Genomic DNA, 14,446 nt, shown 5'->3' on the forward strand with positions numbered 1-14,446 from the left:
ATGGACGAGCTGAGCAAGAAGGCGGAGGGCTAGAGCAAGGCGGGGCCGAGGCCGCCTCGATCAATTTGCGAAAGAATCTTGACGGTACCTTTGCCTTTCTAGGGAATCGATTAACAGCCAATCATCGGTTAAATAATTATCGCAGACTATATCGAATAATATCGAGTTATATAAGGCTGTATAAACTTATCGCGGAAGTATCGAGCTTTCGTAATATGACTTAGTTAATAGTCCACCATTGCTTTCTTCCAAGCTCATAGCGAAAGAAAGTTCAGGACTTCCTAAACCCATTGCCTTAATACGAGAAATACTCGCTCTCGGCAGATAGGTTTGGCCCCAACCACGGATCGCCGCTGAGGAAGAACTCCGGCCAGCGCTGCATGAACAGTGCTTGCTCACGCTTCCAGCGGCGCAGCTTTTCCTCGTTGGCCTCTTCCCTGCCGCGCGAGGTGAACTCGTAGTGATACAGGGGTGAAGATAGGTAGGCCCGGCCGTGCGCGGTAGCTCCGCGGGCGGCCGGGCCGGTTTTGCCTCTTGGCAATGTTCAACTCATATTAAAAGGGAGGAGTCGACTGATCGGCCCCTCCCACGGCGTTTCGCCGTTTCTCTCTGCACATATTAGCACACGGAAGGAACGTCACCGCTTGCGCCCGTAGCCATCGATGAACCCCTCAATAAATCCGTATTTCTGCCGGTCACCGCTTCCGACGATCATCATGTACGTATCAACCCCGACAGCGCTCTCGAGCTTCTCGAGCTCCCGCAGGCATTTCCGAAGAAAATCTCTGGAACGCTTCTTCTGATGCGTTAGCAAGGTCAATAGGTAGGCCAGGAGAACGATGTAGTCGATTATGGAATTGAAATTCAACCTGTACCCGATAGAAAGATCCTCATCGAGAAGCTCGCCAACCGCGGCCAGGTTTCTGTCGGTCTTGGGATACTTAACCGATTGGCTGAACCTCGAATCAAATACCGCCCCGTTATGGGCGACCGCGTTCCTTAAGGGACGAATCGTCTCGACGATGTTGATGACGATGCCGGGGTTCGCATGTAAGAGACCTAGGTCGCTTGCGATATCGGCGAGGATTTCATCGGGAAGGCTTCTGCATACGCTTGTGAGATCGCCGAGGGTCATCACCTCGAAAATGCTCCAAACGGGCGCGTCATCGTCGCGATCGACATAATGCTTCACGAGATCGTTTTTGTAACTCCGTCTCACGATGTTCTGAAGCTGGCTCTTGAGCTTGAGCTTTTCCCCCATCTGCCCGTTCACGACCCTTCCGTTGACATCCCTGCATGTCCGGAGGCCGCGCTTTAAGAAGGTCGCCAGCCCGGGGTCCTCTATGTTCTCAAGTATTCTGGCCAAGACTATGTTTTTAACCGCCGTTTCGATGAACATTATCTCCGGGTAGATTGCAGCCTTGATGGCGGAATCGAACCCGTATATGTCCATGAGTGCATCGAACGAAGGGAGGGGGAGCGCATTTTTGGGCTTTCGGACAAACCGGAAGCCTTTATAGCCATGGAAATAGCCCATGTTTCTCAGCAGTATCTTTCTGTCGCTCCCCCGCAAATCCTCCATACCGTGATTCGTCCTCATGTGCTTCATGAGGGAATTGATGCTCATGCCCTTCTTCATCGAACCTCCCTTGGCCTCCTTCTAGGAAATTATATCCCAGCCCGCCTCGACGGGGCGAGCCTGTCGTTGGCGCCGGCCTATTTGTGTTTGTTAACGTCGTGATTGCGGGTTTGATCACATCCGATTTTCAGAATTGAGCACGATAGTTTTTCGGTTTTGAGCACGGCCACGCCGACCAGACCGCATGCCTTAACGTTGTCGGTGCGTCGTATCGGCAACGAGCAAAGGCAGGAGGGAATGATCGACGTGGACAAGATAGAGGACGCAGGTGGCGGGCTGCAGGGCCATGCTCGAGGCCGAGCTCGCGCACAGGGACGCGACCAAGAGGGCACGGCTGCTCAGGCAGGCGAGGCTCCCCGTGCACAAGTCGGCCGAGGGGTTCGACTGGTCGCACGTGCGGTTCTCCGAGGGCTGGGGCCGCGACGACATGCTTTCGCTGGGCTTCGTCGGCCCCCGCGAGGACCTCGTGTTCTTCGGCAAGACCGGCAGGGGCAAGACCCACATGGCCGTGGCCCTGGCGATGCGCACGGCCGCCGCCATCTGGTCGTCGCCGAACACCGCGCCCCACCGGCTGAACTCCAGGTTCGTGGTGATGACCACCGACTGCCGCTCGTAGGCGTCGGCGAACACCTAGAAGAGCGCGCGCGCCGTCGAGATCCAGCGGCAGGAAGCCGAGCTCGTCGATGACGAGCAGCCTAGCGCAGCCGATGAGCGCGGCCTCACGGTCAAGGCGCCCCTCGTCGCGGGCGCGCCGCAGCCGCATGACGAGCGATGACGCGGTGAAGAAGCGGGCCTCCATCCTCCGCTCGCACGCCAGCATGCACAGCGCCGAGGCCATGTGCGTCTTGCCGGTGCTGACGTCCCCCACCAGCACGAGGTCCTCGCAGAAACCAGTTTCATGGAGCGTTTCATTGAAAATCCCCCTAATCTAGCAACGGTTTAAAGTCTACTAGATTGGGGGGGACGCGAGCCAAGTCGACAAAGGCAGTTAACCGGCGGCTATTCATGCCTCGATTTAGAACCGCTCGAGAATCTCCGCAGCATTCTCTCGCAGATAGATATCTAGGTCCGGCACGGCAAACTGCACGTAGCCCCTCTGTGGTGCCTGAATAACCTCTCTTTGTAGCAATTTGGCCCTAATAGAGCTGATCTCATTGGTCTTTTTACCCATGCGCTTAGCAATCTCGGCTGATTTGGACTGTTGTTTATCCTCGCACATCGCCAAAAGGTATTTGATATCGTTAAGTCCCAGTCCAGAAATCGCGGGCTCGTGAACAACATCGTGAAAACGAGCCTCTGCCAGCGCAATGCCTTCGGTGACATCGTGTTCGCTCACAATGGCACTTTTGGCACGATGCAAGTTGGCGCGCTGCCAAATGGAGTAACCGACCATTTGCACCAGATAGGCATAGCCCTTAGTGGTCTTAGCGGTTCTCGACAGCAGTTAAACCATTGTCTAAAGCGAGAAATACTCACTCTCGGCAGATAAGTTAGGCCCCAACCACGGATCACCCGTCAAGAAAAACTCCGGCCAGCGCTGCATAAACAGCGCTTGCTCGCGCTTCCAGCGGCGCAGCTTTTCCTCGTTGGCCTTTTCCCTGCCGCGCGAGGTGAACTCGTAGTGATACAGCTCGGCATAAGGCGTATAGATGGTGTGGTAGCCCGCCTCCCATACGCGCAGGCAAAAGTCTGCGTCGTTAAAGCCAACGGCGAATTCCTCGTTGTAGCCGCCGACGCGCTCAAATACGTCGCGTCGCACCATCTGGCAGGCACCCGTTACGGCGCTAAAGTTGCCCGGGCGCACAGCGCGGGCAAGATAGCCCTCGCGCTTTGCCGAGAAGTCCTGGTTGGCATGGGCAAGTGCCCCACGCACGCCAACCAAAATGCCGGCATGCTGCACCAGATGATCGGCAAAGTAGAGTTTGGCGCCCACCACGCCCGCATCGGGACGCTGCAGATAGCCCATCATCTCTTCGATAAAGTCCGGGCTTATGACCTCGGTATCGTTGTTGAGCAGCAGCAGGTAGTCGCCCTTGGCGTGCTTCACACCAAAATTGATGATCTGAGAGTAATTGAACTCGCCCGGCCAGCACACAACACGCGCGATGCCCTTGCCTTCGGATGCTGCAGCCACGCGCTCTGGCAGGGTTTCGTAATACGCAAACGTCTCCGGGGCTTCGCTGTTGTTCTCCACCAAGACGATCTCGTAATTGGTATACGTTGCCTTCTGAGCGATCGACATCACGCAGGCATCGAGCGTCTCAACGTGATCCTTAGTGGGAATCACAATGCTCACCAGCGGCGCAGACTCCGGCAGCGCATAACGCATGTGATAGACAAACGGCGTCTCGGCCTCCTCGACCGTTCCGCAAATGCCCAGCGCGTTAAAGTGGCGCTGAAGCGCAAGGCGCCCAGCTTCAATAGCATACGGCTTGCTATCGGCAGAACCGTCGGCGGTTGAACCGGGATGCACGCGCCAGTGATACAGTACGTGCGCAACATGTTCAAACCGCGCGCCCGCCGCAAGGCAGCGGAGCGTCAGGTCGTAATCTTGGGCGCCCGCGACGTCTTCCGGCGACATGCCAATGCGATCAATAAGCGCCTTCTGCACCATCAGGAAATGCGTCACGCAGTTATGGCTATAGAGCAGGTCGACGTTGAGCTTGGTCTTAAAGACCGGCTGGCCCCACTCCCCCGTTTTCTGGAACATGTCCTCGTCGCAGAACAGGACCTGGGGACGCTCGTCCTCGGCAGCCTTGTTCAGCGCGGCAACATAGTGGAACAACGCGTCCGGTTCCAGGATGTCGTCATGGTCCAAGAACGCGATGTAGTCGCCCGTCGCTTGCTCGATACCTGCGTTGGTGTTGACCACAATGCCGCCGTTGCCGGGAAGCTCGATGCGACGGATGCGCTCGTCGTTGGCACCTGCCGCAAGGGCGGCCACCGCATCCCATTCAGGCGAGGCATCCATAAGGAGCAGTTCCCAGTTGTCATAACTCTGGACTAGCACCGAGTCCAGCAGCTCGCGCAGGTATTCCCGATCAGTCTTGTAGCACGGCACCACAATACTCACGAGTGGTCTATAGGCAAAAGCCACCGAAGCGACACGCTGGCACGCTAAATCGCCCGGCTTTGCGCGATGTTGCTCAAACCAACGTCGATAAGCTGCGTCGTCTGCACGCGCGTCCTTCATGCGGTTCCAGCTGTCGTCGACAATGCCGTTGTACAGGCGACCATCCATGGCGCAAAAACCGCTCTGGATTAGGCCCGTGGGATCAGCCGCAATCGCGACAAAATCACGTATATCCTGGGGCATCTCAACGCTCAAATACGTTTTATTGACGCGGCAACCGTTGCGCTGCGGCACATCGATCTGCGATTCAAACACATGCACGGTGACATCGATGGCATTCATATGCGCATCGAAAATCTGGAGCTCAGGGGTGCACTTGGAGTCTCCCACCCACGTAACCTCATAGCGCCACACCGCGCCGGCGTCTGCCGGCAAATAGCGAATGGCATCGATCTCGTAGCGACCGCAGCATTCGCCACGCTGCGCATCGCGGATAAGCGCACACAGCGCAGGCTTTGCTTTGTAGTTAATCTTGGATTCCAGCTTGGCCACGCGGCTATCGAGGCGAATAGAGCCCAACCTTTGGCCACCGAATGCAAAAACGGCATCCATCGACGAGCCATCCAAAAACGGAAGTACCAAGACGGCGAGCTCGCGTTCGTAATCGGAAACGGAAGGGCAAAGCGCCAGCACACGGCCATGATCGACCGGGAGTACCAGCGACGGCACACAAGAGCCGCTCGTCGTCGCATGGGCAAACGCTTGAGAACCCTCCCGCTCAATAAGCGCGGTGACATCCTGACCGGCAAAACGAAGCAGCACAAACAGACGGCCCTGACTGCGGCAAAGCGTCAAACGCTTGATACTCATCTACACTTCTCGCTTTCCCAGGGCGTTCGCTGCCATGCGTTTGCAGGCACCCAGGCGCCCAAACCTCAAGACGTCGTAATCGAACATGAGCTTTTTACATGCACGGGCATTGGGGGCCTTGCTGGTAAGCGCCGCACGCACCATAGCGGCAACAGAAGGAGCGCATTGTGCGAGCGCAGCATCGCTGCCCACGGCAGAACCGGCAAGCGCCGTGGCAACGGCAGCAAACACCTTGCCGCAGTCCGAACCCAGCAACCTGAGCGCATCGTACAGCACCAGATCGCATAGGAAGTACGCCAGGTCATCGGCATACTGGACATCGAGACCGTCGCGCTGCCAGTCAGCCAGCACAGCGGAGTAAATCTTCACATGCTCCAGCAGACGCGTCTCGTCGTCATAGCGCATGGTGTCCATGAGCGAGCCCTTGCGCGCCACGCGGTAGTCATACAGCTTGTTCGAGATAAGCGCGGTCTTGCGCGAGCGACCGTACACGGCAAAATCGAAGACCTGGTCCTCGCCATACTTAACGGTTTCGTCGAACACGATCCCGTTGCCCAGCAAAAACTCACGCTTGCAAGCGGTGCGCCATGCAAAGGGGCGAGACGCTTCCTTAAACAGCAGGTCGGAGCCATAGCCTTCAAACGACACATCGCGCGGGCTCAGTACATAGTTAAGCCACGGATACCCCGCCTCCAGCGGATACGGATTCGCGCCAAAGGTCAACACGTCGCAATCCTCGCGTTCAAAGGCATCGACGATCACGCGGCATGCATCGGGCGTAAACCGGTCGTCGGAATCCAAAAACGCGACGATAGGCGCCGTGGACGCAGCGATGCCGGCATTACGCGCACTCGACAGGCCCCCGTTTGGCTTATCGACCAGCGTAAAGCGCGCGTCCTTTTCGCAATACGCAGCCGCAATATCGCGCGAACCGTCCGGCGAGCCATCGTTGACCAGCACGCCTTCCCAATCGGGCATGTCCTGCGCAAGCAGGGAGTCCAGGCACCAGGCCAGGCACTCCTCCACGTTATAGATAGGAACGACAACGGAAATCTTGGGGGTAGCCATAGTCAAGTGCTCCTACTGTGCGACCGGAACGTCATCGGGGTGCGGGTTGTCGCCGTAGGCGCGCTGATACGTCAGCACGCGCCAGACCAGCGGCAGGCCGCCGATCTTAAAGTAGTGTTTAAACGTATTGAGCTTGCCCGGCTTCTTAAAATCAAAGCGCGAATCGATATAGGCGCGGGGCGACTTGACCATCAGTCGCAAGTCGGTCTCGCCACGCGGGTCGAAGAGAGACAGGTCAAAGCGACCGGCATCCCAATCGGCCTTGAGCTCGGGAGATGCCTTCTCCCAAAACTGCTCGCGCAATTCATCGACCAGGCGCTCATCATTCCAACGGTACGTATCGACCTTCATGCGCATTAAAATACCCTGAAGCTGAGCCTTAAGCTCGGGGCGTTCATCCAAAAAGCGCTGCATCTCGGTATATTCGTCGCACACGCAAAACACCTTGTTAGGAGAATTAACGGAGCTCTTCTCGTTATCTTGGCGATAGCACAAAATGGGGTCCGCGATAAACGCAGCACGCTCGGCGCATGCCCAGACCTTAAAGTTAAAACCCGCATCCTGATACGAAGCACCTGGCGTGGGAAGAAACCGAATCTGATTGTCGTTGAGGAACTCGCGCCGGTAGATAGCCGACCAAATGGAAGGTTTGCGGTAGAAGATGCCCGGGCGATCGACGGGGCGATACGCGGCGCCCGTCATATGCTCGTCGATGATCCCAAACAGCTCACGCCGCTCGCTGGGCGTGGACCAATACAGGTAAAAGTCGCCCTTTACCACATCGGCATGCTCGGCATCGGCCTTGGCGACCAGCTTTTGGAGTGAATCCTCAAACATAAAGTCGTCGGACTCAAGGATGCCCACGTACTCGCCGCGCGCCATCTCCAGGCCGCGGTTCATCGAGTCGCCGTAGCCGCTGTTGGCCTTGTCGATCATCTTTACACGGGGGTCGCGCTCCATGTACTCGCGGATGATATCCGGCGAGCTATCGGTGGAGCCGTCGTTGATGCAGATGATCTCGATGTCCTTGAGCGTCTGCGCCACGGCGGAATCGAGGCACTCACGCAGGTAGCGCTCAACATTGCAGATGGGAACAAGAAGCGAAACTTTAGGGGTATCAGAGTTCTGCAAGAGAACCTCCTGTTGAATAGCGTGTAACAGGGTTATTTTAGCAGCCGAGTTGCGGCGGGCGGCAGCGCTTGGAATTAGATAAAACGCTCCAGGCAGGCTTTGAGACCGCGAGTCGAAAGATAGAACAGCGCGGCATCTGCCATCGAAACGCCCGAGGTCGCCGCAACGAGCTTGTGGGCAACACGGCGAACGGCGCCCTTAGCAGGCATATCCGCCCACTCCGTTCCCAAAAACGTCGTGAGGTCCATGTTGACGCGAGCCGCCACGCGATGGAAGTCATCGGCATCCAAGCGCGCCAGGTCGAACACAATGAGGTCCAGGAACCAGGTGATCAGCTCGCCGGGGCACAGGTCCAAAAGACCGTAGGCCGCCCAGCCCTCCAAGACCTCCTCGAGCATTCTCATGTGGGCGTCAAGCTTTTTGGCGCGAGCCTCGGCACTGTTGAACTCGTGCGTCGCCGATTCGCTCTCCATCACGTAGTGGTAGAACTTGTCCGGCATGACGACGGTCTTGCGGGCAAGCGCATAAGCCGCAAATTGGAAGACGACGTCCTCGCCCAAAGCCAAACCGGGGGCGAAGCGAATGCCTTCGCGATTGAGCAGCTCGCGCGAAAAAGCCACGCGGCAGGCATAGGGCTGCGCATTCGAATGGAACAGAAGTTGGGGATCACGGGCGTCGAAGGTACCGGCTTTGGGGCTCATGAGTTGATGGACGCGTTTGGGGGCAGCATCGGCTGGTTCACAGACGCCGCCAAAAACGGCGGCCTCGGCATCTGCAGACTCCATGGCATGCAGTACGCGCTCGACCGTCTGGGCATCGATATAATCGTCGGCGTCCACAAAAAAGACGGTCTCGCCCTCGGCGGCATCGATACCGGCATTTCGAGCACACGAGACACCCGCATTTTCCTGGTCAATCACCAGTACGCGATCGTCGGCCTGCGCGACCTGGCGCAACACGTTCAACGAATCATCAGTCGAACCGTCGTTGACGCAGATAACCTGAATCGAGCGTTCGGACTGAGCCAACAGCGAATCGAGGCATCGCTGAATGGAGCGCGCAGAGTTGTAAACGGGGACGACAACGGTCGCTTTGGGGGTCAAAGTCTCTCCCATGTCGACCTACCCCCTCAGCGATTCGATGAGGAAGGCAGCAACCACGCCTGGGCCTCCAACCGAGGCGTAATACTTAGCACGCCCCAAGGCACCATCCGTCGCAAAACTCGGATGCTCGTCAACCCAGCCCTCAGGATCTTTGAGGATGGCAGCGAGATTTGCGCGCTTCCACGGCTTGAGGTCGTCAAGCGAAAACTCCCCCGCGTCCAAGGCCGCTTGGAACTCCTTGGCCATCTGAACCAGGAACTCCTTATAGAACTTAGGCGCCAAGCGCACGTAGTTCCACATATACGAATCGTACTTAATGAGTTGGTTGAACTTGAGCATGCGCGCGACGTCATCACTTGCGTGGTCGCGGGCATAATCCTCTCGAATCCAACGCTCAATCTCGGCATACTCGGTATTGACGCAAAAGACCTTAGCCGAAGAATTGACCGAGGAATTCTCGTTGTCCTGGCGATACGACAACACGGCATCATGCAGGTAAATAGCCTTTTCGGCACACGCGATCACCTTAAAGGCAAATGACGTGTCCTGAAAGGATGCCCCCGGAGTCGGCAGGAACTTGATACCGTTGCGCTCAAGAAAATCACGACGGTACACGGCCGACCAAATCGACGGTTTTTGCTTAAAGAACTGCGTCGTATTGCTGGGATGCACCGGTTTGCCACAATCCCTTGCCTTAAACATCTCGTGCAGCGAACGACGCTCCTCGGGCTTAGACCAGTAGAAATCAAAGTTCGCCTTCGCAAAGTCGGCATTATTGCTATCGGCGGCCGAGACAAGCTTTTCGAGTGCGTCGGGCGCCATAAAGTCATCGGACTCCAAGATGCCAACGTACTTGCCACGCGCCATCTCCAGACCGTGGTTCATCGAGTCGCCGTAGCCGCTGTTGGCCTTGTCGATCATCTTGACGCGCCCATCGCGCTCCATATACTCGCGGATAATCGCCGGCGAGTTGTCGGTCGACCCGTCGTTAATGCAGATGATCTCAATATCCTTGAGCGTCTGCGCCAGGGCGGAATCGAGACACTCGCGCAGGTAGCGCTGAACATTGTAAATGGGAATAAGCAGCGACAGAACAGGGCTGCCAGAGGCGTTAGTAGACAAATGTGCTCCTTAGGAAATACCTGTCGTTTCATGGTATCAAAGGGTCAGCGCGCCAGCGGGCGTTTATATAATCTATGGAGCTCACAGAGGAGAAACCGATACGAAAGGACGTCATGCAGCCCAAAGCCGCACGCAACATACCCATCGAAGCGCTGCGCTTAATCGCGGTCGCCGGTATCGCGGTGTTCCACACCTTTCAGTGGACCTTCCAGGCAACCTGTGCCGGCTTGCCGGAATACGTGCCGCTTGCCGCCTTCCCCCATTCCGGCGTGCTCGGTTTTATTAACTTGCTGGGCTGCTGGGCCAACGAGGTCTTCTTTATGATCTCGGGCTATTTTCTCATCGCTTCTGCCGCGCGTGCTTGGGACGGTGGGGCAACGTGGAAGTCGCAAATGCAGCGAACGGCGCAGCGCCTAGGCAAGGTCGTTATGCCCACTGCGTTTTATTGCGTCGTGGCGCTCGCGTGGTCCACGGTCGTCTCCCCCATTCCCGATGTTACCCTCAACACGCACTACTGGTACACGCTAGGCCTTGAGTTTATCTGGGTCTATGCCGCCACGGTCTTCATGGCGCCATGGTTTGGACTGGCTAAGTGTCGACTCTCCCAGAAGAGCTACACGACGACGGTCATCGCCGTTGGCATCCTCGCATTTGTTGTTAACGGGTATTTGGCCGCCATGAGTGCGACAAGCGCCGGCGAGTTTTCTTGGCTCCAGAAACTCATGAGCGCTGCCACGTACGTAATCGCGTTTTTGATCGGCGGGCTGCTCCGCGACGTTACCGATGCCGTGGATTCGGACAGGGCGGGCGCCTTGGGCATGCGGTCGCTCGCAGCGGTTTTGGCGCTCGCCACCATCCTGGAAGGAGCACTCTCCTTCACCGGCAACCTCACGGCGATGGCAGCCCTCTCCTACAAATCGACCTCGCTGATCTCGTTTGCCCTCGCTGCCGCCTCCTTGCTCTTTGCGGCAACCCGACGCAGTGCCTCAGGCAATCCGCGGACTGCGGGTGTCATCGTCACCTTATCGACCGCCACGCTCGGTTTCTATGTGATGCAGTCGCTCACCAGTAGCCTGTGGCGTCCCGTCTCCAATACGTTGCTCGCAAACATGCTGGTCAGCCAAAACAGCCCGGCAGCTATATGTATCATCACGGGTACCGTCATTAGCATCGTCTTTGCTCTGGCGCTCCTCATCATCGATGCAGCTAGAAGCCTTATCGTTCGCAAGCTCAAGCGGCAATAGACACGCTGCCGTCAGACGTCAAAGCCGCTACACCCGTGGCAGGTTCCTGCGTTTTATTCAAAGCTTGCCGTCAAGGTGCGCCGAGCCTTTACAATAGGACAGTCCCAAGGACGTATTCGATAGCTTCCGCGCAGCGCTCGCCCGCCGCGCGTGAAAGGATATATTGCCCCATGCCTTCAACCCTTCCCACTCCCATCGATAAGCTCGCCATCGTTGTCGTTACGTACAAGCGCCAGGAACTCCTGGCCAACCTGTTCGACTCCATGACCGAGCTCACGGCAACGCCCTGGCGCATCGTGATTGTCGATAACGAGAATTCGCGCGAGACCGAGGCCATGTGCACCGCATTCAACGAGCGCCTGGCCAGCCTGTGGGGCATCGACACCGAGCAGCCCGACGCGCAGGGCGGCACCGACCGTGTCATCTACGCGCCGCAACTCGAAAACGGCGGCGGCGCGGGCGGCTTCTCCGCCGGCACCAAATGCGCCTACGACCTAGGCGTCCAGTGGTTCTGGGTGATGGACGACGACGTGCTCGTCATTCCCGAGGGCATCGAGCGCCTTGCCAAGTGGACCGACCGCTACGACGTCATCCAGGGCTCACGCCTAGACTTCGACGGTGGCGCGTTCTTTTGGCAGTACCAGCTGATCCTTTCGCTTGGTATCCCCAATCCCATCGCCAAGTGGGACTTGGGCCCCGAGGGCTATCGTCCTATGAACCAGTTGTGCTTTGAGGGCGGCCTGTTCTCGCGTCGCGTTGTCGACAAGATCGGCCTGCCCGACGCGCGCTTCTTCATCTATGGCGACGACGCCTGCTACGGCTATGTCGCCAGCCAGCACTTCCCCGCCGCCGTGGTCGCCGACGTGGTGCTCAAGCGCGCCCGCGCCGTCTCCAACTGGGACATCGCCGGCAAGCGCCAACTCAACTCCACGAGCGACACCAACCGCTACTACATCATGCGCAACCGCGGTTATCTGGCACGCTACATGCAGATCTACGGCGACTACCACCCAGTGCTGTTCCGTCTGGGCAACGCCGCGACCTTCTGCAAGGAATTCATTCGCCTGGCCGCCGTTGACAAGTGCTTTAAGACCGGCATTCCGGCGCTGCGCCGCGGCATGAAGGACGCCCGCAAGATCATCAAGGACCCCAACTGGAAGCCCATGCCGCCCATGAAGGACGCAGAACAGTAAAGGGCTTTCGCCCGCCGCTACAGTCGTTGGCACACCACGGACACACGCTGACCGTCAAAACCAAAGCCCCAACGCATGCGCCCGACGGCGGGGCGCGGCACGCGGATATCATCGATGCCGTCGCGCTCTATGTCGAGCAGCGCCTGAACCGCTAACAGTTCCAGGCCCAGGGCATCGACGCCAGGGTCATACAACATGTTGATCGTAATGAGCGGTCGCTCATCGAGCATGCCGAGCGTGTCGGCCACGTCAAACACCCGACCGGTGGGAATCACCTGGATATCCCAGCGATCCGAGACGCCACTTCGCTTGGAGCTGGGATTGCAATAGCCGGACAGTCCAAAGCAAAGCCCCTGCAGCGCCAGATGATAGGCTGTCGGCATATCTGATTTGTCCACATCGATGCCCAGATCGCCGATAGCACAGCTCAAAGCTTGCTTTACAGCGTCCTCGTCTCCTCGACACAACCCGTCATGGAACGAGTCGATAACTCCAACGTCCTCAACGGCGCACTCAAACCATTCCAGAATTACAAGACGGAGCGCCTGACGCACTTCGTTGTTAGGCAGGCGCAGGGAACGAAGGCACGCGCCGTCCTCCGAATGCCCTGTCATGTCCGTCGTAAGAAATCCAGACAGATACAGCGCAGTCCAGATATCTTCGGGCTTGGCGGCATCGACCTCCTCGGCATGCACATGCACTGGCGCCTCAATAAACCCATGCGGCTCAACCAAATCGAACAATGCGGACAGGCGCATGAGATTCCAGTCACCGACGCATGCGCTCAGACGGTCGGCGTAACCATACAGATCCGCCCGAACGGGCGCGACGCAATCGCGCTGTGCGTAGTCCACCACGCGCTCCGGGCTCGAGCAATAAAAACCACCAAACAGATAGCCCTCGAGCCACTCACGCGCGTCATCCAGACAGCCGTTGCGACCGATGCAATCCAACAGCACTTGGACTTCGTCGTCCGAAAAACCGAACCATCGATCACACCAACTCGACAACGCTGTCGCCGACCGATAGGAAACCCCACGTTGGGACAACGCAAACTCGGCATGACCGGGGCGCTCGCCCATCAGACACGTCAATCGCAACGAGTCGCCGGCATCGGCAATGGTGTCGAACAACATTCGGCTGAGCGACTCTAGGGAATCCACGCTACCGTCGTCCTTAGCGTCCAAACGCTTTGGACATACCGCGTCGTAGTCGTCTATCAGAAGAACAACCTGCTCATCGAAAGCTGCCTGGAGCAGCTTGATAAGCACGCCAAGCGCCGCATCGATCTCCTTATCGCTGGCCACCCCACGCGCCGCCCTCTCGATAAGACGGACTTCACGTCTTGACAGATCAGGTGCGGCAAGCAGCGGCAGCAATCGGGCGCACTCGTTCGCGACAGCGCTGCGAATAGCCGCCGCAGCATCGGCGTCGCGCCCCGCAGCGGCAGCTGAAAAGTCGAGCGTGATGACCGGATAACTCGCGTACTCATCACGATAGCGACCGCCGCCCGCCTGCCAAATCTGGGTACCAGCGAACAGGCTTCGATCCGGCAGCCGGTGATCAGGTCGTTCCAAATAGCACTTGAGCATCGATAAATTCATGCTCTTGCCAAAACCCTTGGGCCGACAGCAAAACGCAACAGGTGCTTCACTGTCCAATATATCGGCAATAAACATAGTCTTATCGACGAGCAAACACCGATTGATTGCATCGGAAAAGTCGTGTGCATCAACCGGTAGAGCTGCGCTATCCGCATGATTGAGCAACCGTGCACCAAACGCATGAGTAAAACCACAATTCACCTGTTCAGACACCGTAGACTCTCCTTCTAACGCAGCACGATGCCCATTGTAGCGAGCGGGTAGAGCGCAACAATATCGACATGCAAACGTTTCGGGCAGCGGTAGCAACAGACCCCCGAGGGGGCATAACAAATCGTTGCACAACAAAAAAGGGGCCCGATGCCGCCGCACCGGACCCCGTCCCAAACTCTTATAGAA

At 57.6% G+C, this 14,446-nt stretch carries 12 protein-coding genes and 1 pseudogene; 4 read left to right on the forward strand and 9 right to left on the reverse strand.

The annotated features are described in order from the left end of the window. Positions 1–224, forward strand: a 224-nt coding sequence (locus tag PMW67_RS04440) for a hypothetical protein (RefSeq protein WP_271738840.1), incomplete at its 5' end; no start/stop codon positions are given. 413 nt (positions 225–637) lie between these two features. On the opposite strand, the gene PMW67_RS04445 is transcribed toward PMW67_RS04440, so the two are convergent. Next, positions 638–1,639: an Abi family protein gene (locus tag PMW67_RS04445; protein ID WP_117757939.1), complete on the reverse strand. Its 1,002-nt coding sequence runs from the start codon at positions 1,637–1,639 to the stop codon at positions 638–640. A gap of 286 nt (positions 1,640–1,925) precedes the next feature. Between PMW67_RS04445 and PMW67_RS04450 the strand changes: the two genes are divergently transcribed. Next, on the forward strand, positions 1,926–2,255 hold the full coding sequence (locus PMW67_RS04450; RefSeq protein ID WP_117757953.1) for an ATP-binding protein: 330 nt from the start codon (positions 1,926–1,928) through the stop codon (positions 2,253–2,255). On the opposite strand, the pseudogene PMW67_RS09765 reads toward PMW67_RS04450, so the two are convergent. The 7 genes and pseudogenes from PMW67_RS09765 to PMW67_RS04485 form a co-directional block, all read right to left on the reverse strand. After that, positions 2,225–2,477 (reverse strand): annotated as a pseudogene (locus PMW67_RS09765) (ATP-binding protein); the annotation flags it as partial. The gene PMW67_RS04450 and the pseudogene PMW67_RS09765 sit on opposite strands and share 31 nt — an antisense overlap. A gap of 177 nt (positions 2,478–2,654) precedes the next feature. Then, positions 2,655–2,975, reverse strand: coding sequence for a hypothetical protein (locus PMW67_RS04460; RefSeq protein WP_187361856.1), 321 nt, complete (start codon positions 2,973–2,975; stop codon positions 2,655–2,657). 120 nt (positions 2,976–3,095) lie between these two features. Continuing rightward, positions 3,096–5,582 carry a glycosyltransferase family 2 protein gene (locus tag PMW67_RS04465; protein ID WP_271738841.1) on the reverse strand — a complete coding sequence of 829 codons (2,487 nt, stop codon included), beginning with the start codon at positions 5,580–5,582 and terminating at the stop codon, positions 3,096–3,098. Next, a complete protein-coding gene (locus tag PMW67_RS04470; RefSeq protein ID WP_253055872.1) occupies positions 5,583–6,650 on the reverse strand; it encodes a glycosyltransferase family 2 protein in 1,068 nt (355 codons plus the stop codon). Positions 6,651–6,662: 12 nt separating this feature from the next. Continuing rightward, a complete protein-coding gene (locus PMW67_RS04475; protein ID WP_158558594.1) occupies positions 6,663–7,781 on the reverse strand; it encodes a glycosyltransferase family 2 protein in 1,119 nt (372 codons plus the stop codon). 74 nt (positions 7,782–7,855) lie between these two features. Further along, positions 7,856–8,896, reverse strand: coding sequence for a glycosyltransferase family 2 protein (locus PMW67_RS04480; RefSeq protein ID WP_271738842.1), 1,041 nt, complete (start codon positions 8,894–8,896; stop codon positions 7,856–7,858). Positions 8,897–8,902: 6 nt separating this feature from the next. Continuing rightward, on the reverse strand, positions 8,903–10,006 hold the full coding sequence (locus PMW67_RS04485) for a glycosyltransferase (RefSeq protein WP_117772959.1): 1,104 nt from the start codon (positions 10,004–10,006) through the stop codon (positions 8,903–8,905). Between the two features lie 113 nt (positions 10,007–10,119). On the opposite strand from PMW67_RS04485, the gene PMW67_RS04490 reads away from it, so the two are divergent. Together PMW67_RS04490 and PMW67_RS04495 are read left to right on the forward strand one after the other, a co-directional pair. Further along, positions 10,120–11,250 (forward strand): acyltransferase family protein, encoded by a 1,131-nt coding sequence (locus PMW67_RS04490; RefSeq protein WP_271738843.1) that lies wholly within the window; start codon positions 10,120–10,122, stop codon positions 11,248–11,250. A gap of 170 nt (positions 11,251–11,420) precedes the next feature. Then, positions 11,421–12,443, forward strand: a complete 1,023-nt coding sequence (locus PMW67_RS04495) for a glycosyltransferase (protein ID WP_271738844.1) — start codon at positions 11,421–11,423, stop codon at positions 12,441–12,443. A gap of 17 nt (positions 12,444–12,460) precedes the next feature. On the opposite strand, the gene PMW67_RS04500 is transcribed toward PMW67_RS04495, so the two are convergent. Beyond that, positions 12,461–14,419 carry an AAA family ATPase gene (locus PMW67_RS04500; protein WP_334204044.1) on the reverse strand — a complete coding sequence of 653 codons (1,959 nt, stop codon included), beginning with the start codon at positions 14,417–14,419 and terminating at the stop codon, positions 12,461–12,463. Positions 14,420–14,446: the final 27 nt, after the last annotated feature.

Source organism: Collinsella aerofaciens (genome assembly GCF_028209395.1).
GTDB lineage: Bacteria > Actinomycetota > Coriobacteriia > Coriobacteriales > Coriobacteriaceae > Collinsella > Collinsella aerofaciens_AZ.

What these genes read in the sequence shown, in the direction of transcription:
- PMW67_RS04470 (WP_253055872.1), bottom strand. Translation starts at nt 6,650, where the DNA reads ATGGCTACCCCCAAGATTTCCGTTGTCGTTCCTATCTATAACGTGGAG.
- PMW67_RS04490 (WP_271738843.1), top strand. Translation starts at nt 10,120, where the DNA reads ATGCAGCCCAAAGCCGCACGCAACATACCCATCGAAGCGCTGCGCTTA.
- PMW67_RS04445 (WP_117757939.1), bottom strand. Translation starts at nt 1,639, where the DNA reads ATGAAGAAGGGCATGAGCATCAATTCCCTCATGAAGCACATGAGGACG.
- PMW67_RS04480 (WP_271738842.1), bottom strand. Translation starts at nt 8,896, where the DNA reads ATGGGAGAGACTTTGACCCCCAAAGCGACCGTTGTCGTCCCCGTTTAC.
- PMW67_RS04495 (WP_271738844.1), top strand. Translation starts at nt 11,421, where the DNA reads ATGCCTTCAACCCTTCCCACTCCCATCGATAAGCTCGCCATCGTTGTC.
- PMW67_RS04450 (WP_117757953.1), top strand. Translation starts at nt 1,926, where the DNA reads ATGCTCGAGGCCGAGCTCGCGCACAGGGACGCGACCAAGAGGGCACGG.
- PMW67_RS04465 (WP_271738841.1), bottom strand. Translation starts at nt 5,582, where the DNA reads ATGAGTATCAAGCGTTTGACGCTTTGCCGCAGTCAGGGCCGTCTGTTT.